This window comes from Ignavibacterium sp. (assembly GCF_025998815.1).
In the GTDB taxonomy this organism is placed as follows: domain Bacteria; phylum Bacteroidota; class Ignavibacteria; order Ignavibacteriales; family Ignavibacteriaceae; genus Ignavibacterium.
Genome location: NZ_AP026678.1, coordinates 2,565,489 through 2,586,818, shown reverse-complemented (window position 1 = coordinate 2,586,818; position 21,330 = coordinate 2,565,489). Strand labels below are relative to the sequence as shown.

Here is a 21,330-nt window from a genome sequence, read left to right as displayed (position 1 = left end):
GCTTATTAGTAATATTTTGTGGATTTTTGAGCAAGAAGTTTTCGAAAATTTTGTAAATATCCGGAGACAAAAATGGCAGTAATCAGACCTTTCAAAGCACTTCGTCCAACAAAAGAAAATGCTCATTTAGTTGCAAGTGTTCCTTATGATGTTATCAATAAAGAAGAAGCAAAAGAACTTGCAAAAGGAAATCCATTAAGCTATTTGCATGTTACAAGATCAGAAATTGATTTGCCTGATAATGTTGATGTCTATTCAAAAGAAGTTTATCTGAAAGCAAAAGAAAATCTTGATAAGCTGATTAAAGATGCACCATTGGTATTGGACGAAAAACCTCACTTTTATCTTTACAGATTAATTATGAATGCAAGAGCTCAAACCGGAATTTGTGCAACTTTTTCAGTTGATGATTATGACAATGATGTAATTCTGAAACATGAAAAAACCAGAAAGGTAAAAGAAGACGATAGAACAAATCATATAATTACAACTAACGCACAAACAGGTGTTGTGTTCCTTACTTATCGCGGAGTTAAAACCGTTAATGAACTTGTTGAAAAAACAATTAGTGCAGTTCAACCGGAATATGATTTCACAGCACCGGATGGAATTCAACACACAATCTGGATTTTGCCTGATGAATACAATGAAATGATTATATCTGAGTTTGCTAAGATAAACAAGCTGTATATTGCCGATGGACATCATCGTGCAAAAAGTGCGAGTCGTGCGCGGGAAGAAAAAATGAAATCAAATCCAAACCACAAAGGAGATGAAGAATACAATTATTTCATCGCAGTAATTTTTCCGGCAGAACAATTACAGATATTACCGTACAATCGGGTTGTATTTGATTTGAACGGATTGAGCAAAGAAGATTTCTTAAATGCTGTCAGTGAAAAATTTGATGTGAAGCCAACAGATGAAAAAGAACCAAAGAAACAAAAAGAGTTTTGCATGTATCTGGATCATCAGTGGTATCATCTGAAAGCAAGGGATTCCGTGCTTGCAAGTTTATCGCTTGAAAAATCTGTCGGAGAAAAACTCGATGTTAGCATTTTGCAAAATTTTCTTTTAAATCCGGTTCTTGGAATTGATGACCCGAGAACAAACAACAGAATTGATTTCATTGGCGGAATACGAGGTACAAAAGAATTAGAGAAGCTTGTTGATAGTGGCAAAGCAGCAGTTGCATTTTCACTCTATCCTGTTAGTCTTGATGATTTGATGAACATTTCTGATGCGGGAGAAATAATGCCACCAAAATCAACCTGGTTTGAGCCAAAATTGAGAGATGGATTATTAACTCATTTAATCTAAGTGCAACTAAGTGGACTTAGTGTCTAAGTGGTAAATCATCTTTCACCACTAAGACACTTAGAGCACAAAGATTCACTAAGAAAATAAAATAAAAGGAAAAATCATGGAAAACAGAATATATAATTTCAGCGCTGGCCCGGCAGTTTTACCGGAAGAAGTATTGCTCGAAGCTCAGAAAGATTTATTTGCACTTCCCGGAGTGGGAATGTCAATTCTCGAAATTTCACATCGTTCAAAAACTTATGATGCAATTCATCAGGAAGCAAAGGAAGGATTGAAACAACTTCTTAATATTCCGGATGATTATGCAATTCTGTTTCTTCAGGGTGGTGCATCATTACAGTTTTCAATGGTTCCGTTAAATCTTATGCCGCCTAAAAATAAAGCAGATTATATTCTCACCGGTTCGTGGTCAAAAAAGGCAATGAAAGAAGCAAAACGAGTTGGAACCGCTAATGTTGCTGCAACCACAGAAGAGGGAGAAGGTGATAAAAAATATTTTAAAAGAATTCCAAAACAAAGTGAATTGAAACTTGATCCTGATGCGGCTTATGTTCACTTCACATCAAACAATACAATATACGGAACTGAATGGCAGACAGAACCTGAAGTCGGCAATGTTCCATTAGTATGCGATGCTTCTTCAGATATTCTCAGCAAACCTCTGGACATAAAAAAATATGGATTGATATATGCCGGCGCTCAGAAAAATATGGGTCCTTCGGGAGTAACTCTTGTAATTATCAGAAAAGATTTGCTTGAAAGAAGTCAGGATTCTCTGCACACAATGTTGAACTATAAAATTCACGCTGAAAACGATTCGTTGTACAATACTCCAAATACTTTTGGAATTTACATTATCAAACTTGTTACGAAATGGTTGTTAGGACTTGGCGGACTTGAAGAAATGTATAAGATTAACAAAAAGAAAGCTCAATTACTCTATGATTGTATTGATCAAAGTGGTGGATTTTATAAAGGACACGCTGAGAAAGATAGCCGTTCATTAATGAATGTAACATTCAACCTTGCAACAGAAGAACTTGAAAAGAAACTGATTGATGAAGCAACCAAAGCCGGATTCAGCGGATTGAAAGGACATCGTTCAGTTGGCGGACTAAGAGCTTCGATCTATAATGCTTTTCCAATTAAGGGTGTTGAAGCTCTTGTGGACTTTATGAAAGATTTCCAAAAGAGAAACGGTTAGTACTAACGGTATAGGGAATAAGGCAATAAGGGAATAAGGTATAAGTTAAAATTTTTTATAAATTGTCCTTATACCTTATACCCTAATCCTTATACCTAACACCTTTTATCCAACTTAAACAAATGAAGAGAACTATGAAAAATATAATTTTATTTGCACTTACACTTTTACTATTTACATTCTGCAGTAAGAAGGAAGAAAAGTTTGAAGCATTCAGTACTGAAGCATTTGCTTATGATTTGGGCGGAAGCTGGGAAGTAAATGCAACAGTCAGGATAAAAGGATTTAATCAGATTATTGATAAAGAAACCGGAAATTATGCGGCAACAATTTCACTTGTTGTTGATCTTGTAAAACCCGATAGTTCAGTTGAAGCAGGAAAGTTTTCCTATGTTCACTCAGAAACCAGTAAAGAAAAAATTTCTGATGTTGGTTTAGAAGCTCAATTCACACTTGATTCTACTTATCAGGAAGGAATTTACAAAATAATATTTCATATAAAAGATGCTAATTCGGATAATCAAACAAGCATTGAAACTGATTTGGAGTTAAGTAAATAGCAATCAGAACAACGATCCTTCAAAATATTGTGGGGGAATTTTTTTTCGTCCCTGATAACCGGCATCAACTTCATGGTAGTATAGAATATCATCTTCATCACTTCTCCAGCAAAGATATACTTCACGTCCATCAAACAGTGCAGGAAAATCTACCAGACCAATTTGAAAATTTGAATCTTTATAAAAACAACCTATCTCTTCAAGTTCTTTGAGAAATCCGTTTACTTCATCAGCAAGTTTTTTAATTCGCGCATCTTCCTCAAAATCGCCTTGTAAATCTTCAGCGATTAAACGCATTTCTCTTGTGGTATCAAGAATATCCTGAACTATTTTTCTTACCAAAGGAAGTGTTCTTCTGGCTTCTTCCGGTGTGAAATATTTTGTTGCTGTTGTCATATAAATTAATTCTGTTTTTAAGTCGCTGTAAAAATATAATGAAAAATGAATAAAAAAAGTTCAAATTTCACGAAATTTATTAAGTTTTTCTGAAACCAAAGAGATTTTTTCTATTCTAACTATGACAATTTATCTTATTAAAAATGCAGGTGAAGAATGACTAAAAATCTAATGTTATTAAAAGAAAAACTTAGTGGTGCACTTACTTATCCACAATTTAAAGAGATTAGCGAAAAGAATGTAAAGGATGTTAATCCAGATATGCTAAATGAAATGGAACTTGCATATTATGAATATAGAAAATTAAATCTTGCAAGAGTATCAAGACTTGAAAAATTATATAAGCCAACCGATGAAGCTTTAAATACCATCAGTAAAATTCAAAGTCATCAGATTTGGTTTGTAATTACTGAAGATTGGTGCGGAGACTCTGCTCAAACATTACCTGTCATCGCTGCGTTGGCAAATCTTAATAAAAATATTGACTTGAAAATTCTTCTGCGAGATTCGAATCCTGAAATAATGGATGTGTATTTAACAAACGGGAAAAGAAGCATCCCAAAACTTGTTGTATTTGATGAAGAATTAAATGAAATATTTCAATGGGGACCTCGTCCGAAAGCAGCAAAATCACTTGCAGAAGACTTACATAAAAAAGGAATTGAAAAGCAGGAAGTGATTAAACAACTTCATCTTTGGTATGCAAAGGATGGAGGATATTCCACCGAGAAGGAGATTATCCACTTACTTAGCGACAATCTGAAAACAAATGCTAATCATCAAACAACTTTTTAATAATTCTCATTTAGGAAAAATTATTTTTCAAATCTTATAATTAGAGATTGAAAATTTTGAGGGAAGTTTGATTATACGAAAAAATCAAACTAAGTTTAGAGGGAATAACATTTGATGGTTATTCTGTTCGTTGATAGCAATTATTAGTTGCTAATCCTCCAATAATTATTATACCACTAACATCACAGGTTGTGTTATGAAAAAACATTTACAAACCCTCTGTGTATTTTTTCTTTTCGTTTTTTCTTTTTCATCTTTTGCTCAGAATCCTACAGTACAACAGATAATAAATTCTGTAAGACAGGATTCTCTTGTTTATTTCGTTCGTGAACTTTCCGGTAATGTTCCAACAGTTGTTAACGGACAGACTGTTACTATTGTATCACGACATAAGAACAATTCTGCAAATGAACTTGCAAAAGATTATATAAAGCAGAAATTGCAATCGTATGGAATTACAACAACAATTCAGAATTTCAGCTCAACGGGAAATAATGTTATCGGAACTCAGCCGGGAACACAATTTCCTAATCAGAAATTAATAATATGCGCTCACTATGATGATATGCCTTCCGGAACAACTGCGCCCGGAGCTGATGATAATGCAAGCGGAACAGCCGCAGTAATTGAAGCTGCAAGAATATTATCTCAATATACTTTCCCTTTTACCATTGTTTATGCACTTTGGGATGAAGAAGAACAAGGTTTGGTTGGAAGTAATTACTATGCTACTCAGGCAAGAAATGTTAATGATTCAATTGTTGGTGTGATTAATATGGATATGATTGCTTACGATAGCAATAATGATGGAATAGTGAATGTTCATAACCGTGCGGTTGCAAATTCAGTTGAATTATATCAGAAAATGGTTGAAGTAAATTCACAATATGGAATAAATCTTACCATAGTCTCATACAATCCTGGTTCTACTTACAGCGATCACGCATCATTCTGGTCAAAGAATTATGGTGCAATATTATTAATTGAAGATGACAATGACTTTAATGCATACTATCATACTACAAGCGATTTGGTTCAGTATTTCAATCAACCTTATTTTACAAAATCTGCTAAACTTGCAATTGGAACTTTCGCAACACTTGCATTAAATCTTAATCTGCAGATTTTTCACACTCCAATTGCTTCGATGACACAATCTCAGCCAATCTTAACTACAGCACAAATTACAACAGGATTAGAAGTAGGAACAGGTATTTCAGCACCGAGACTTTATTACAGAACAAGTAACGGAAGTGGATTTGGTTCTTTCAATGAAGTTGTGGGCACTAATTCGGGTGGAAGTAATTATAGCTTTAACATTCCCGCGATACCTCTTGGAAGTATAGTTCAATATTACATTGCAGCACAGGATGCAAATTCAACTATCGTTAAAACACTGCCTGCTGGCGGAAGTGGATTTAATCCTCCGGGAAATGTTCCACCTCCAACATTTTATCAGTTTTATGTTGCACCAGTATCAGTTGCGTTGTATGATGAAGCAAATAATTTAAACAACTGGACTTCTGTAAGCGGCTGGAATACTACAACATCAAAATTTGTTACTCCACCAACATCATTCACTGATTCACCTGGCGGGACATATCCTCCAAATGTAACAGCAACATTAACTTATAATAGTAACATAAGTTTGGCTGATGTTCTCGGCGCTGAACTGGAATTTGATACTCAGTGGGATATCGAAAATAATTGGGATTATGGTCAGGTTCTTGTTTCCACAAATAACGGTTCAACGTGGACACCGCTTGCCGGTAATTATACAAATACAGCAACAGGCAGTTTTCAACCACCAAACGAGCCGCTGTATGATGGAACACAAACTACCTGGGTTCACGAGAAAATGAGTCTTTCAAATTTTATTGGGCAGACAATTAAGTTAAGATTTTTATTACGTTCAGATGGTTCTGTTCAAAACGATGGATGGTATGTTGATAATATCAAAATATCTACTTACAATACTGTCATTCCAGTTGAGCTTACATCATTCACAGCAATATCTGTTGGTAACAATGTTGAATTAAACTGGTCAACTGCAACTGAAACAAATAATCGTGGTTTTGAAATTCAGCGAAGTGTCATTCCGAACGAAGCGAGGAATCTTTCCTGGGAAGCTGCTGGTTTTGTAAATGGTAAAGGAACAACTACAGAACCTCAGAACTATGTATTTGTTGATAAAAATCTTACTTCAGGAAAATATGCTTATAGATTAAAGCAAATAGATTTCGACGGAACATTTGAATATTCAAATCAAGTAGAAGTTGATGTACTTACACCGGATAAATTTTCACTTGAGCAAAACTATCCGAATCCATTCAACCCTGTTACAACAATAAGATACGAGTTGAAAAAAGAATCTTTTGTTGAGCTTAAAATATTTGATATATTAGGCAATGAACTAATGACATTGGTAAATGATTATAAAGATGCTGGTTCTCATAATGTAATCTTTGATGCAAGTGGTTTTTCGAGCGGAGTATATCTGTATAAACTTATCACAACAGAGTTTACAGACATTAAAAAACTTGTTATCTTAAAATAAAATTGGTCCAAGCAGAGCAGAAATTTCTGCTCTGCTTCTTGTATATTAACTCATAGGTGATTGCAATGAAAAAATATTTTATACTTTGTTTAATTATTATTTCGTACGTAAACCATTATTCTCAACCAATGCCTTTGAGTCTAGGAAATTCTTGGGTTTGGGAAGGTGAAAATGGTACGCGACATAAAGTTACAATTATTGATTCGGGTGTCGTGTTTAATGGTAAGCGTTATTTTACTAGTGGAAGTGGTAGTTATGCGAGATACGATGATTCGGATAGTATTTATTATTACGTAAATATGATTGACAGTCAAGAAGTTGCCTATTATAAGAAAGGCATTAATACTTACGACACAATAAATTTTTTGTACTATGGTCTGCCATCATTTTTCTACCTTGAATCAGAAATTCCCGCTATTGTATTTGATTCATTAGTAACAATAAAATGGGTATCATATGATTATTTTGGTTTAGTTAGGAACGATCGTTTATGGACTGAAGAGTTTGGAATGCTCTCCGAAAGAGATGCTGTTACAGGAACTGTATTTTCTACTCTTTTAGGTTGTGTAATAGATGGTAAAGTTTATGGTGATACAGTAACAGTAAGTGTAGATGATTATTTGACAGAAGTTCCGAATCAGTTTAAGCTTTATCAGAACTATCCGAATCCATTCAATCCAACAACAGTAATAAGTTGGCAGTCGCCAGTAGGCAGTTGGCAAACACTTAAGGTTTATGATGTACTTGGCAACGAAGTAGCTACTTTAGTGAATGAATACAGAGAAGCGGGAAGTTATAAAGTAGAATTCTCCACAGGATCCATTGGAAATGCAAGTGAATTACCAAGTGGGGTATATTACTACAAATTATCAGTTGGTAATTTTTCAGATGTAAAGAAGATGATGTTGATTAAGTAAGCCTCACCCCAACCCCTCTTCCGTTAGGAATGGCTGTGCCATCCTTAGGAGAGGGGCTTTTAAAATTTCATAGAACTTAATCAGAAAAGATTTTCAACTAAAGCAAATGTTCAAAGAGCGGGCAAATTGTCCGCTCTTTTTTATTAATAAATTTTATTTTTGTGTAGGGAACGAACTCCTGTTCGTTCCTGATGTGTTGAATTGTTGCGGTTCGGACGGAGTCCTAACCCAATTATTAAAATCAACTCAATCCTAAAATAATTCCTTTTAGCATATACCTTATTCCCTTATTCCTTATCCCTTTACAATAAAAAAATCCCGATGAGTTGAAGGAGGCGCAAACAACCCATCGGGAAGATAAAGCGACGAGCACAGCAATTATCAGTACGAGATGTCGCTTATTTCTATAAGCTCTGCAGTTCGATCATATTTTTTCAGGAAATCTACAAACTCTTTGTTAATAAATTTCTGATGAGTCTTCTCATAAGCTTTCAGATATTTTTCAACTTGTTTATGAGTGAGTTTACTCTTCATATAATTCTTTGCTTCATTATCATCGAAGAATATTCTGTAATAATATGTCTTTGGACGTTTTGATTTAGCTTTTGCAGCGGTTGTTTTTTTAGCAGGCATAGTTTTATTCCTTATATACTTTTGAAATTATAGTCTTCCGCTTTTCTTAATTATATCACGTGCAATGATTCCCTTTTGAATTTCATTTGTTCCTTCAAAAATTCTATTAATTCGGGAATCACGATAAATCCTTTCAATCGGAAGTTCCTGAGAATAACCCATTCCTCCGTGAATCTGAACAGCATAATCAACAATTTTATCAAGCGACTCTGAGCAGTAAAATTTAACCATTGCCGATTGTCTCGAAATGTCTTTGTGTAAATCATAATCAACTGCGGTACGATAAACAATGCTTTCCATATTATAAATCATCACTGCCATTTCAGCCAGCATAAATTGTATTGCCTGAAATTGTGCAATCGGATGATCAAACTGAATTCTTTCTTTCGCATACTTTGTTGAAAGTTCTAAAAGCTCTTTGGATACTCCGAGACAAGCAGCGCCCAAACCAAGTCTGCCCGCGTCAAGAGTTTTCATTGCATAAATAAAACCACGACCTTCCTGTCCGATTAAATTTTCTTTCGGCACACGAACATTTTCAAAGCTGAGCGCATTTGTTACGCTTCCGCGAATACCCATTTTCTTTTCGGGTGGTCCTGCTTTGAATCCAGGTCTGTCAGTTTCAACCGCAAAAAGTGTTATTCCCTTTTCTGTGCGTGCAAATAAAGAAATAATATCTGCAATGCCACCATTCGTAATCCACAATTTTTCTCCGTTAATAACCCACTCATCTCCATCAGGTTCAGCATGAGTTTTAAGGTGAAAAGAATCTGAGCCGGCTTGTGCTTCTGTTAATCCGAATGCGGCTATCTTTTCACCAGCAGCAAGCGGAGGTATAAATTTTTTCTTCTGTTCTTCTGTTCCACCAATGAAAAGTGCATTTGTACCAATTGATTGATGTGCACCAATGAAAGTTGCTGTTGACATACAACCACGAGCAATCTCTTCCTGCATAATACAATAACCAACCTCTCCGAATCCACCACCACCATATTCTTCAGGAAATGAAATGCCCAGAAAACCAAGTTCAGCCATTTTGCGAATCAGTTCTTTCGGAATCATTCCTTCCTGATCAATCTTTGAAGCAATTGGTTTAATTTCGTTGTTGGTAAAATCCCGGACGGTTTCTCTGAGCATATTCTGCTCATCTGTGAATTTAAATTCAAACATCAATGTTGCGCTTCCTTTTAGTTGACAGTGAACAATTACAAATAATATTCCACTGTCATTAAAAAGTCGTGGCTGCTTTTTTTAATAAAATTGATACAATATTAAAAGCAAATTTTCATTAGTTAGAACTTCATTTCAAATATCTTCTAATTACTGAGAAGATAGTTTATAAAGCACAATTATTATTTGACGATGATTAAATCAACAGCTTAAGTTCAATTTTATTCTTCTCTGTGAACTGTATCGGGTGAAAATGCAGGAATACACACAGCCACATATTCTGCTCCATCTTCAAACGGCGTGCTGTATCTAATCCATTCACCGGCTTTTGTTAGTATTGCTGAACCTTCTTTAACATCGAACACTTTGTCTTTTGTTTCAACACGCAAAACACCCCTTAACACAACAGTGTATTCATCAAATTCAGGTTGTTGTGCTGGTTCAACCCAACCGGCAGGACTTTTCATTCTTGCAATACTTACCTGACTGGTGTTTGAGTTTACTCGACCAAAATACTCCTCAATAATTTTTGGTTTTGTTCCTGCCGCTGGAATTACAGTTGGTTTATCAATCAGAACCGGCATTTAAGATTCCTTTCTTGCTTTTGTTAAGTAGAATTTAATATCAGTGATAAATTTTGTTTCTGGTTCAACAGAAATTTTATGTTTAATTCTCTCAATCCCTTCCTGATATTCTTCTTCTGAAAGATTTGCAAGCTGAGAGTTCATATGTTTTTTAAGAAATGGATCTGAAAAAACTTCGTTGCCAATTCTTTCAGAATATACTTTTTCAACAATCATTTGTTCTTCGATACGAAGTCCAAACAACTCACATAATTGTTTGGTTTCTTTTAATGATGGAAATCTTTCCAGGTCTTTTTCATATACGTCGTTAAAGTAATCATACACATACCAGTCTTTATCAATTTGTGGATCAACTCCATAAATACAGATGATACCATTTTGCGTTAATGTCGCTGTTGCTTCAGAAAAAAATAGTTCTTTGTTTGGAAAGTGATGAATTGCGTTTATACAAAAAATCATATCAAAACTATTTTTTGCAAACGGAAGTTTACAAGCATCAGCATTAATCAGCACCAAATCGCATTGTCCAGTGGCTGCAACTTTCAACATTCCAATTGAGTAATCAAGTCCGACTAACTTTTTACTGTGCGAAGAAAGCGCTCTTAACCATCTTCCTGTGCCACATCCAACCTCGAGAATTGAATGAATATTTTTATCAGATGCAATGCTTAATAAAGATTTCTCAACTTCCGTCAGATAGTTTGATTTATATCTCTCATCATAAGCCGAAGCAATCTTGTTGTAGTTTGTTTTTAGTTCCATAACAAAGTCTCTTTTAATGATGCAAAGTAAAAAAGAAAATGTGAGGCACAAAATTGTTGCAAAGAAGCTTGAAGAGTTTATTTTAATGTAAATAAAAATTCAAATTATTAAGGAGTATAAATGAACTTGAAAATTATTATATCAATTTTGTGGCTTGGTTCGATGTTCACATTTGCACAAAATCAAAATGAGCTTTCTTCGCAAATCGAAAAGCTGAATAAAATTTATGCTCAATCAATGATTGATAATGATACTAAAACAATGATGTCACTTTACACCAATGATGTTGTTTCTCTTCCAAGCTATCAACCTATGATAAGAGGCATTGAAACTTTAAAGTCACTTAGTGAGCAGGTAGAAAATTCAGAATGGAAAACAACATCGTTTGATATGAAAACCACAGATTTAATTCCTGCCGGAAACTTTGTTATTGAAATTGGTAATTATAAAATGACAATGACTGGTCCTGGTGTGCCTGATTGGAGTGATGAAGGCAAATACATGACAGTCTGGCAAAAGCAGGATGATGGTGGTTTGAAAATAAAAATTGAAATGTGGAACACCGACTTAAATCCCTGGCTTCAAATGCAGCAATCGGAAGGTGAACAAAAATAATTTTAAGATTTGCTGTTGAGGAAAACTATTTCCTTAACAGCAAATCCAATTGAACCGATTAGTACTTTTCCAAAGTAAAATATTCTAACTTTCCTTCGCGATTAACCGAAGGACCAAACATTTTTTTCAAAACTTCTTTGCGGTATTCGAAAATTTCCAGAACTTTTTTTCTCACAAACAAACTGTTTGCAATTCTTCCAAGGATTCCAAACGGAACAACATAAGTTACAATATCCTGCATTTCCACACCGACATCGGGAATCTCAGTAAAGATATGTTCGTGATGCCACATTTTGTAAGGACCGAATCTTTGTTCATCAACAAAATAAAATGGTTCGTTAACATGAGTAATTTCCGTAACCCATGTTTGAGGAATATTCAGCATTGGTCTTACTTTATATGAGATAATCATTCCGGCATACATTCTGTTTGGTAAATCCGAAGTGATTTCAAAATTCAACCATTTCGGTGTAATTTTAGAAAGGTTTTTAGGATCAGAGAAAAATTTCCAGGCCGTTGTTAAAGAAACCGGCAATATTTGCGATGATTTAAGTTGATAAATTTTCATTTAAATTCCATATTGTTATTGTAAAAAGTAAACAAGTTGAATTAAATAAAAATTCCATTTGTATGAAAATAACTTCTATTGGAGAGATTCTGTTCGATCTTTTCCCGAATCATAAAAAACTCGGTGGCGCTCCACTTAATTTTATTTTTCACATTCACAAACTAACAGGCGAAGGAAACATTATTAGTCGTGTGGGCAAAGATATCCTCGGAACAAAAGCAGTTGATGAAATTAAATTTGCCGGACTTAACACAGAATACATTCAAATTGACCGGATTCATCCAACCGGAGTTGCAAATGTAACTTTGGATGAAGACGGCAATCCGGAGTTTGAAATAGATGTTGAAAGAGCTTTTGATTTTATAGAAGCAACGGATGAGGTAAAGCATCTGGTAAATAATGAAACCAACTGTTTGTACTTTGGAACTCTGGCTCAGCGTTCTGAAACTTCTCGAAAAAGCATTCAATCACTTTTTAATAATCGGGATTTAAAATATTTCTGCGATCTGAACCTCAGAAATGATTTTTTTGATGAAGAGATTGTTGAAGCATCATTAACAGCAGCAGATTTTCTAAAAGTTAATTACAAAGAGATGGGTTTGTTAAATGATATGATAACACAAATTGATTACAATACTGAAAAAGTTGCTTATGAACTGATGGAGCAGTTTAATATCAGTATGATTGCGGTTACAAGGGGCAAGGATGGTTCTACAATTTTTGAAAACGGAAAACGATATGACTACTCCTCCACAGATGTAAAAGTAAAAGATACAACCGGTGCCGGCGATGCTTTTGCTGCAATGTTATGTCTTGGATATTTACAAGGATTAGAAATTAATCGAATCAATAAACTTGCAAATGACTTTGCTGGTGAAATTTGTATGATTGATGGAGCAATTCCAAAGAATGACAGAATATATGATAACTTCAGAGAATTGATTGGTATTTATTAATCCTTATCAGGATTTATTTCTAACAACTCTGATTTCAAGTAAAATAAAAATCAAAAAATTGATAGTCTCTGACCTTTGATATTTCTTTCAGTTACAACTTAAACACGATTGGAATTGTAATCTGTACACGAACATTCTTACCGCGTTGCTTACCAGGTGTAAATTTTGAACTCTTAACTGCATCGAGTGCTACTTCATCACAACCGGAGCCAATACCTTTTATAACTTTTGCTTTTGCTACATTTCCGTTTTCATCAATAATCGCCTGAATAAGTACTTTACCTTCAACACCAAGATTCTTCGCAGCTAAAGGATATACAATTTTTTGTTGTATTCTTGCCAATCCACCTATCGGCTGTGGTGGTTCTTCAACTGCAACAAAGAATGCCGGTTCTTCGCTTAAAGGTTTTTCTTCTTTCGGTGGAATTACTTCTTCGATTTTCTTTTCGACTTTGGTTACTGCAACATCATTAGGTTTTTGAGTATTCTCCGAATCATTTCTAGAATTACCATTTGTAACCTGCTCAATAATTTTAGGAGCTTCGGGCAAAGGCGGATAAACTACCTTTTGCTCATCTTTCTTCGGTTGCTCTGTTTGCTGTTGATTATTGTTTTGTTGATTTAAATTTTGTTTTTCATTTGGTTGCTGAGTCAAAGGTTTTTCAGTATTCAATTGCGCTGATTGATTTTGATTTACATTTTGTTGCTGTGATGGATTGTTTTCAGTTTCAATTAAAGTTTTCTGGGGTTTTGATTCACTTACAACCGGCTTTTCAACTTTTGTAACAAGTTTATCAGAACCTTTCTGCATAGTTAAAAATATTGCTGCTGCACCACCAAGAAGAAGAACAATCAGTCCAACTGTTATCATTATGTTTCTTCTTAGTTTTTTCTGCAACTCACCTATTTCTTTTTCATAATTGTGCTTGTAATCTTCAATTAATTTTTCAATCTGATGGTCATCATTGCCAACCGCTTTATGTTCTGTTTTTGACTCGGTTACTTTTTCTTCTTTTGTAAAATTCTTTTGTTCAACTGGTTTCTTTACTTCTTCCTTTGGCTTTTCTGTCTTAACTGAAGTTTGTTCAGCTTTATCCAGAATTTTATTTAAATCTTTTACGGTTGTTTTGGCAGCTGGCTTTGATTCCGGCTTTACTTCTTTTATAATATTTTTTTGCTCGGGCGCTTTTGATTCCTGTTTTGGTAATTCCGTCTTTACTATAGCAGGCTTTTCATCAACACTTTTCTTTTCTTCAACAAGTTTATTTTTTTCTTTTATTTCTTCAGTCTTCGATAGTATCTGATTAATTTTTTTGTTGATTGTTGCCGGATCAACTGTATGCGGATCAATGTTTATTGATTGCTTTGCTGGTTCAGATTTAGTTGGCTGAGAAATTTTACTCTCAATTGAAAACGAAGTTTTGCTCTCAATCTTGCTTTCAGAAATTTCTTTCTTATTAATCGAAGGAATTTCCTGTGGTTTGTTTTCAATAACCGGAGCTTGCTGAATTTTATTTTCAACAACAACCGGTTTTTTCTCAACCGGAATTTCTTCTTTCTTTTCTTCAGCTACTTTAACCGGCTCGGGAACTGTATGAGATATTTCTTCTAATATTTCAAGATCTTGTTTACTTGGTTCTTTGAATCTGATTGGAAATTCTTCGGTCGGATTACTTTCAACCTTTTCTTCAGATTTTGTTTCGCTAACAGAAGGAATATTTATTTTGTTTGGTATTACAACATTATATAGCTCTGTTTTTCCAATTAAAACATTGCCGAAAAGATTTTTTATTTCGCCGGTTAAATCCGTTGCTGGTTTTTCGGGAACAACAACAGAAGAAAGCAAAGCAACAAGATTCTGATATTCACCAAGAATTGCCCAGGGAAATTCGGGATCTTCTAACTTCTGATTTGTGAGATATTCCTTTTCATCTTGTGATAATCTTCCGATTGCTTCGAGCTTTATCAAATCAATAACTTTTTTATTACCACCTGCTTCAAGATTTTTACCCGAAAGATTTTGCATCAAAGTTCCAAGAGTGGTTTGAATTTTCTGCTTAACTGTTGCTTCGGGAATATTTAATTTTTTTGATATTTCCTCATCAGTTAATCCTTCAAAGAAAACCTGATTTAATACAAGATTTTGTACTTCTGTTAACTGACTTCTGTAAAATTTTATCCTTTCACCAAAGGCAAGCGCCAGTTCAAGAGTAATTGGTTTAATAACGGGTGAAAGTTTCGGAAGTATTTTTTCATTTTCAAAATTATCATCATAAAGAGGCGAAAGTTTATGCTCATCCATTCTTTTAAGAACATCAACAGCGCGGTTTCTTGTAAGCATCGAAAGGAAGGTAAAAACATTATTTGTGGTGGTATCATATTGTTCAATTCTTTTCCAGAATATTGCAAACACATTTAACAAAACTTGTTCAGAAAGTTTTGGATCGCCAATAATTTTTTTTATCAATCCATAAAGAAATGGAGAATATCTTTCGAAAAGCTGTTCAAATGCCTGGGCATTATATCCGGCTAACTTTAATACGAGTTCGCCGTCACTGACCTGATTTTTTGTTTCAACCATTATTTTGTCTGCATTTTGTTTGAATTCAGCATAATTCTGCAATTTTATTGCCACAGGATTTCACAAATTTTATTATGGCTCTGTGTGTATCAAAAGTTTAAGCTTAGGCGTCATTTTGTTATTTTTACAAGTAAAAATTCCTTAAAGGTAAATATGACTTCACAAGAAATACGACAACAATTTTTAGATTTTTTCAAAAGCAAAGATCATAGAATTGTTCCATCTTCGCCCGTTGTTCCGTTTGACGACCCTACTTTGCTTTTCACAAACGCAGGTATGAATCAGTTTAAAGATGTGTTTTTGGGAACGGGCACAAGAGAATATAAAAGAGCTGCAGATACACAAAAATGTATTCGTGTAAGCGGCAAGCATAACGACCTCGAAGAAGTTGGTCACGATACTTATCATCATACATTTTTTGAAATGCTTGGCAACTGGTCTTTCGGAGATTATTATAAAAAAGAAGCTATAATGTGGGCTTGGGAGCTCCTTACTGATGTGTGGAAACTTCCTAAAGAGAGACTTTGGGCAACAGTTTATAAAGATGATGATGAAGCTTTTGAATTATGGAAACAGGTTACCGATATAAATCCAAAACATATTCTACGATTTGGAGAAAAAGATAATTTCTGGGAAATGGGTGACACTGGTCCTTGCGGACCTTGTTCTGAAATTCATATTAATCTTAGCGATGATTATGATAATCCTTCTTATGTGAATGCCGGAACTCCTGAGTGTATTGAAATCTGGAATCTCGTATTCATCCAATATAATCGGGATGAAACCGGAAAGTTGCATGAACTTCCCGCAAAACATGTTGACACAGGAATGGGCTTCGAAAGAGTCTGTGCGGTACTTCAGAATAAATCTTCAAACTATGACACCGATATATTTATGCCTTTGATTAATGAGATAGTAAAATTATCCGGAGTAAAATATGAAAACGAAGAAGATAAAATTCCTATGCGTGTAATAGCAGATCACATTCGTGCGCTGACTTTTGCAATTGCTGATGGTGCTGTTCCCGGTAACGAGGGAAGAGGTTATGTGCTAAGAAGAATATTAAGAAGAGCTGCCCGATATGGAAGAAAAATTAATCTTAAAGAACCATTTCTGTTTGAACTTGTTGATATTCTTGTTTCTACGATGGGAGGTGTTTTTCCCGAAATAAAAGAGAAACAGGATTATGTTAAAAAAGTAATTAAAGCGGAGGAGGAAAGTTTTAACGCTACACTCGATCGCGGAATTGAATTGTTTGAAGATGTTGTGCGAAGACTCAACAAGAATAATCAGAAAGTTATTCCCGGAGAAGATGTCTTTAAACTTTACGACACCTACGGATTTCCTGTTGATCTTACAAGCTTAATGGCAAGAGAAATTGGTTTTTCAGTTGACGAAGCTGGTTTTAATAAACTGATGGAAGCTCAGCGCAAAAAAGCGAGAGAAGCTTCTAAAGAAAAATTTGCCTCAGTAAATGTTGTGCTTACAGATTTATCTTCATTTAACATTACAGATAACAAACAGGTCGAGTTTACTGGTTACGATGAGTTGAAATCAGAAGCAAAAATTATTGGAATAAAAAAAGAGGGAAATGCAAATCTGATAGTTCTCGACCGAACTCCATTTTATGTCGAAGCAGGTGGTCAGGTTGATGATATTGGAAAAATATTAGCTCCTTCGGCTGAGATTGAAATCGTTGATGTTGCTAAAATAGAAAATGCTGTGATTCACATTTCAGAAAATTCAGTTGCAGAATCTTTACAACCGGGAATGAAAGTAATTGCAGAAGTTGATGAAAAGCGTCGATGGGATATTATGAGAAATCACTCAGCAACACACTTCCTTCATAAAGCATTAAGAACAATACTTGGAACACATGTGCAACAAGCTGGTTCTTATGTTGGACCAGACAGATTAAGATTTGACTTCACACATTTTGCAAAATTAAGTCCCGAAGAAATTGAAGATATTGAAGCATTAGTCAATGAACAATTGAGAAGAAATCTTCCGCTTATTCATCATCGCAACATTCCTTTTGATGAAGCAAAGAAGATGGGCGCATTGATGTTCTTCGGAGATAAATACGGTGATCGTGTTAATGTTGTTCAGTTCGGTGATTTTACTATGGAATTCTGTGGTGGAACTCATGTTAATAATTCCAGTCAGATTGGTTTATTCAAAATTGTAAGTGAACAATCAATAGCAAGCGGAGTAAGAAGAATTGAAGCTGTTACCGGCGCAGGTGTTGAAAAATTCATTCACACTCAGCTTGAACATCTCAAAGAATCAGAGAAAAAAATTGAAGAGCTTCTTGACTTAAAGAAAAAACTTGAAAAAGAAATCTCTGAATTAAAGATGCGGGAGAAACTTGAGCAACTTGATCATATTCTTTCACTTCACTCAGAAGAAAAAGGTGTGAAGATTTATAAGGGCAAGGTCCACGCTGACAATATGGATGAACTCAAATCACTTGGCGATGAGCTTCGCAATAAAATGGGCAGCGGAGTTGGTGTTCTTATCTCACAGATTGAAGATAAAGTTGGAATAGTTGCAGTTGTTTCTGATGATCTTATCAAAAAGAAAAATCTTAGTGCGGGAAAAATTGTCGGTGAACTGGCTAAATTGGTTGGTGGCGGAGGCGGAGGTCGTCCACATCTTGCAACTGCCGGAGGAAAGGACATTAAGGCAATAACAAAAGCATTAGCTAAAGTTGAAGAAATCGTTTCACAGCAGAATAAGTAAAACAATTTTACCACTTAGACACTAAGCGCACTTAGATACACTAAGAATGAAAGTAACAAAGAAATACATAAACGAGCTGGCTTATAAAGTTGTTGGATGTGCAGTTGAAGTTCATAAGAACTTGGGTCCCGGCTTATTTGAGTCAGTATATGAAACCTGACTTGTTGATGAATTACAATCAAACGGATTAATTGTAAATCGCCAGGTTCAGGTTCCAATTATTTATAAAGGTAAAGATTTGGGAACTTCATTGATTTTAGACTTATTAATAAATGATTTAATAATAGTAGAATTAAAAGCTGTCGAAACAATGATTCCGGTTTATAAAGCACGACTATTATCATATTTAAAATTAACGGGAAAGCCCAAAGGATTACAGATCAGCTAGTCCCATTAGTAACAGATGTTTTTGCAGCTCTTCCGGAATCTAAGTAAAACTAAGTGTTCTAAGTGTCTAAGTGGTGAAAATTCTCCTTTATGTCAAAACAAAAAATAAAATATGTTTGCTCAAACTGCGGATACGAATCTCTTCGCTGGATAGGAAAATGTCCCGAATGTGAAAGCTGGAATTCATTCACAGAAGAGTTTATTGAAACAGGAAAACACAAGTCTGCAAAAGCAGTTCTAAAATCTCCCATTCACAAATTATCAGAAATAACCGCAACTGAAGAAGAGCGAATAATTACAGGTATAACAGAATTTGACCGTGTACTTGGTGGCGGCTTAATGCCCGGCTCTGTTGTTTTACTTGGTGGAGATCCGGGAATAGGAAAATCAACTCTTGCAATGCAGGCAGCAGCGGGAATAAAAGAGAAAGTTTTATATGTAACCGGCGAAGAATCCGAAAAACAGATCAAACTCAGATCATCGAGATTGAAAATAAAATCAGATACCCTTTTTATTCTGGCAGAGACAGAACTAAATCAGGTAACTGCTGCAATTGAATCACTTAAACCTTCCGTTGTAATCATAGATTCTATTCAAACAATGTACAGAAACGAGCTGGACAATTCTCCCGGCACAGTAACACAAATTAGAGAATGTACTGCTTTACTGATGGACGAGGCAAAGAAGAAACATTTATCTGTAATTATAATTGGTCATGTTACAAAGGAAGGAATTATTGCCGGACCAAAAATTCTTGAACATATGGTTGATACGGTTATTCAGTTTGAGGGAGAAGCAAATCACTCATTCAGAATTTTAAGATCACAGAAAAACAGATTTGGCAGCACAAATGAAATCGGTGTTTTCGAAATGCGTGAAGATGGTCTCAGAGAGGTAAAAAATCCGAGCGAACTGTTTTTAAGCGAAAGAGAAAAACAAACTCCCGGCTCGGTTGTAACTTCAACAATTGAAGGAAGCCGTCCGATACTACTCGAAGTTCAGGCGTTGGTAACACCTTCAATGTATGGTTATCCCCAGCGTGTTTCAAATGGATTTGATCAAAGAAGATTGTCCATCTTATTAGCAGTACTTGAGAAAAGAGCTCTGGTGAAAGTTTCATCAGCAAATGTATTTATAAATGTTGCTGGCGGAATTAAAATAACTGAACCGGCAGCAGACCTTGCAGTTTGTTTAAGCATAGCATCAAGTCTTTCGGAGAAAGTGATTGACAGTCAGACAATTGTAATCGGTGAAGTTGGTCTCGGTGGCGAATTAAGAAGTGTTGGAAATATTGAAAAGCGAATTCAGGAAGCAGAAAAACTTGGTTTTAATACGGTAATAATTCCTCAGGCAAATTCAAGAGGATTGAAGCAAAACCCTAAAATAAAGGTAATTCCGCACGAAAATCTTTCTGATACAATCAACCTTTTAATTCAGTAAAAACCAAAAAATTAATTTTGTTTCGAACAATAAGAGTATTATTTTTTCTTGGCGTCATAAAGGCGCTTTTTTGTTCAATTAATTAAAGGTTCGTTAAGTGAGTACCAAATTGTTCGTGGGAAGTCTTCCCTGGTCGGTTAACGATGCTGAATTAAAAACTTTATTTGAACCATACGGTAAAGTTGCTTCAGCAAAAGTTGTAACCGATAAACAGACCCGCAGATCTAAAGGTTTTGGTTTTGTTGAATTCGAAACCGAAGCTGAAGCTTCTGCAGCAATCAATGCATTAAATGGCTCTGAAGTTAAAGGCCGCAACATAATAGTTAGCGAAGCAAAGCCGAAAAGCTAAGAACTTATTTTAATGCAAAATATTTCAAGCGCTCTCTTTATCCGTGAGCGCTTTTTTATTATTATCTGCTCAGATTAATTTTTAATAAATTTCATCTTGTACTAACAAATCAATTTTCTTTATGACTTTTGCTGATAAAGCAATAAAATATTTTTCAGGTCTGAAAGCACCGGAAATAAATTTTAATCAAACAGAAGTGATGAATCCCTATTCATCACCCGAAGTAAAAAAGATTATCAGAGAATTCTATCTTAAATTTTATAATGATGACAATGAAAGAATTTTTATCATCGGTATAAATCCCGGGAGATTTGGTGGTGGGTTAACCGGAATTTCTTTTACTGATCCTGTGGCACTTGGGGAGGAATGTGGAATTAAAAATAATCTTGGAAATCAGAAAGAGCTTTCAAGTAAATTTATTTATTCTGTTGCTAACCAATCTGGCGGAGTAAAAAAATTTTTCTCCAAAGTATTTTTAACTGCACTTTACCCTTTCGCTTTAATTAAAAACGGAAAAAATTATAATTACTATGATGACAAAGTTCTTGCTGAGCGACTTAAAGTTGATATCGTGAAAAACATTAATTCGCAAATTAAGTTTGGCGCAAGAAAAGATTTTGCAATTTTACTCGGAAAGAAAAATGCAGCATACTTTAAAGCATTAAATGATGAACATAATTTTTTCAAAAAGATTATAATTGTTGAACATCCAAGATACATTATGCAGTATAAGCTGAAGAACATTGATAATTATATAAATAAATATCTCAAAGCAATTATCACATAAATTT

Annotated in this window: 19 protein-coding genes and 1 pseudogene; 13 read left to right on the top strand and 7 right to left on the bottom strand. The window is 34.7% G+C overall.

The window, feature by feature from the left end:
* Positions 1-72: 72 nt before the first annotated feature.
* From Q0X14_RS11250 to Q0X14_RS11240, 3 genes are all read left to right on the top strand, one after another.
* Entirely contained in the window at positions 73-1,320 is a 1,248-nt protein-coding gene (locus Q0X14_RS11250; protein WP_297838458.1) for a DUF1015 family protein, read from the top strand.
* Between the two features lie 103 nt (positions 1,321-1,423).
* Positions 1,424-2,527, top strand: coding sequence for a 3-phosphoserine/phosphohydroxythreonine transaminase (serC, locus tag Q0X14_RS11245; protein ID WP_297838455.1), 1,104 nt, complete (start codon positions 1,424-1,426; stop codon positions 2,525-2,527).
* A 134-nt stretch (positions 2,528-2,661) separates the two neighbouring features.
* Positions 2,662-3,087: a hypothetical protein gene (locus Q0X14_RS11240; RefSeq protein ID WP_297838452.1), complete on the top strand. Its 426-nt coding sequence runs from the start codon at positions 2,662-2,664 to the stop codon at positions 3,085-3,087.
* A gap of 3 nt (positions 3,088-3,090) precedes the next feature.
* On the opposite strand, the gene Q0X14_RS11235 is transcribed toward Q0X14_RS11240, so the two are convergent.
* Positions 3,091-3,483, bottom strand: coding sequence for a DUF2203 domain-containing protein (locus tag Q0X14_RS11235; RefSeq protein ID WP_297838449.1), 393 nt, complete (start codon positions 3,481-3,483; stop codon positions 3,091-3,093).
* 156 nt (positions 3,484-3,639) lie between these two features.
* Between Q0X14_RS11235 and Q0X14_RS11230 the strand changes: the two genes are divergently transcribed.
* From Q0X14_RS11230 to Q0X14_RS11220, 3 genes are all read left to right on the top strand, one after another.
* Positions 3,640-4,278: a thioredoxin family protein gene (locus Q0X14_RS11230; RefSeq protein ID WP_297838446.1), complete on the top strand. Its 639-nt coding sequence runs from the start codon at positions 3,640-3,642 to the stop codon at positions 4,276-4,278.
* A 196-nt stretch (positions 4,279-4,474) separates the two neighbouring features.
* Complete coding sequence (locus Q0X14_RS11225; RefSeq protein WP_297838443.1) at positions 4,475-6,835, top strand: M28 family peptidase; 2,361 nt, start codon at positions 4,475-4,477, stop codon at positions 6,833-6,835.
* A 65-nt stretch (positions 6,836-6,900) separates the two neighbouring features.
* Entirely contained in the window at positions 6,901-7,752 is an 852-nt protein-coding gene (locus Q0X14_RS11220) for a T9SS type A sorting domain-containing protein (RefSeq protein ID WP_297838440.1), read from the top strand.
* A gap of 381 nt (positions 7,753-8,133) precedes the next feature.
* On the opposite strand, the gene Q0X14_RS11215 is transcribed toward Q0X14_RS11220, so the two are convergent.
* From Q0X14_RS11215 to Q0X14_RS11200, 4 genes are all read right to left on the bottom strand, one after another.
* Complete coding sequence (locus Q0X14_RS11215) at positions 8,134-8,385, bottom strand: hypothetical protein (protein WP_297838437.1); 252 nt, start codon at positions 8,383-8,385, stop codon at positions 8,134-8,136.
* 27 nt (positions 8,386-8,412) lie between these two features.
* Positions 8,413-9,555: an acyl-CoA dehydrogenase family protein gene (locus Q0X14_RS11210; protein WP_297838433.1), complete on the bottom strand. Its 1,143-nt coding sequence runs from the start codon at positions 9,553-9,555 to the stop codon at positions 8,413-8,415.
* A gap of 221 nt (positions 9,556-9,776) precedes the next feature.
* Positions 9,777-10,139, bottom strand: a complete 363-nt coding sequence (locus Q0X14_RS11205; RefSeq protein WP_297838429.1) for an AraC family ligand binding domain-containing protein — start codon at positions 10,137-10,139, stop codon at positions 9,777-9,779.
* Positions 10,140-10,901 carry a class I SAM-dependent methyltransferase gene (locus tag Q0X14_RS11200; RefSeq protein ID WP_297838426.1) on the bottom strand — a complete coding sequence of 254 codons (762 nt, stop codon included), beginning with the start codon at positions 10,899-10,901 and terminating at the stop codon, positions 10,140-10,142.
* A gap of 120 nt (positions 10,902-11,021) precedes the next feature.
* On the opposite strand from Q0X14_RS11200, the gene Q0X14_RS11195 reads away from it, so the two are divergent.
* Positions 11,022-11,516, top strand: coding sequence for a DUF4440 domain-containing protein (locus tag Q0X14_RS11195; protein WP_297838421.1), 495 nt, complete (start codon positions 11,022-11,024; stop codon positions 11,514-11,516).
* Positions 11,517-11,574: 58 nt separating this feature from the next.
* Here Q0X14_RS11195 and Q0X14_RS11190 read toward each other — a convergent pair whose 3' ends face one another.
* Positions 11,575-12,084 carry an SRPBCC family protein gene (locus Q0X14_RS11190; RefSeq protein ID WP_297838418.1) on the bottom strand — a complete coding sequence of 170 codons (510 nt, stop codon included), beginning with the start codon at positions 12,082-12,084 and terminating at the stop codon, positions 11,575-11,577.
* Between the two features lie 62 nt (positions 12,085-12,146).
* On the opposite strand from Q0X14_RS11190, the gene Q0X14_RS11185 reads away from it, so the two are divergent.
* A complete protein-coding gene (locus Q0X14_RS11185) occupies positions 12,147-13,040 on the top strand; it encodes a carbohydrate kinase (RefSeq protein ID WP_297838415.1) in 894 nt (297 codons plus the stop codon).
* A gap of 91 nt (positions 13,041-13,131) precedes the next feature.
* On the opposite strand, the gene Q0X14_RS11180 is transcribed toward Q0X14_RS11185, so the two are convergent.
* Positions 13,132-15,675, bottom strand: coding sequence for a TonB family protein (locus Q0X14_RS11180; RefSeq protein ID WP_297838412.1), 2,544 nt, complete (start codon positions 15,673-15,675; stop codon positions 13,132-13,134).
* Positions 15,676-15,774: 99 nt separating this feature from the next.
* On the opposite strand from Q0X14_RS11180, the gene alaS reads away from it, so the two are divergent.
* The 5 genes and pseudogenes from alaS to Q0X14_RS11160 all read left to right on the top strand — a co-directional run bounded on the left by alaS (position 15,775) and on the right by Q0X14_RS11160 (position 21,326).
* Positions 15,775-18,363 carry an alanine--tRNA ligase gene (alaS, locus tag Q0X14_RS11175; RefSeq protein WP_297838409.1) on the top strand — a complete coding sequence of 863 codons (2,589 nt, stop codon included), beginning with the start codon at positions 15,775-15,777 and terminating at the stop codon, positions 18,361-18,363.
* A gap of 46 nt (positions 18,364-18,409) precedes the next feature.
* Positions 18,410-18,751: pseudogene (locus Q0X14_RS15620) on the top strand (GxxExxY protein).
* Between the two features lie 89 nt (positions 18,752-18,840).
* Positions 18,841-20,190 (top strand): DNA repair protein RadA, encoded by a 1,350-nt coding sequence (radA, locus tag Q0X14_RS11170; RefSeq protein ID WP_297838406.1) that lies wholly within the window; start codon positions 18,841-18,843, stop codon positions 20,188-20,190.
* Between the two features lie 97 nt (positions 20,191-20,287).
* A complete protein-coding gene (locus Q0X14_RS11165) occupies positions 20,288-20,539 on the top strand; it encodes an RNA-binding protein (protein ID WP_014558911.1) in 252 nt (83 codons plus the stop codon).
* A gap of 121 nt (positions 20,540-20,660) precedes the next feature.
* Positions 20,661-21,326, top strand: a complete 666-nt coding sequence (locus Q0X14_RS11160) for a uracil-DNA glycosylase family protein (protein ID WP_297838400.1) — start codon at positions 20,661-20,663, stop codon at positions 21,324-21,326.
* Positions 21,327-21,330 lie beyond the last annotated feature (4 nt).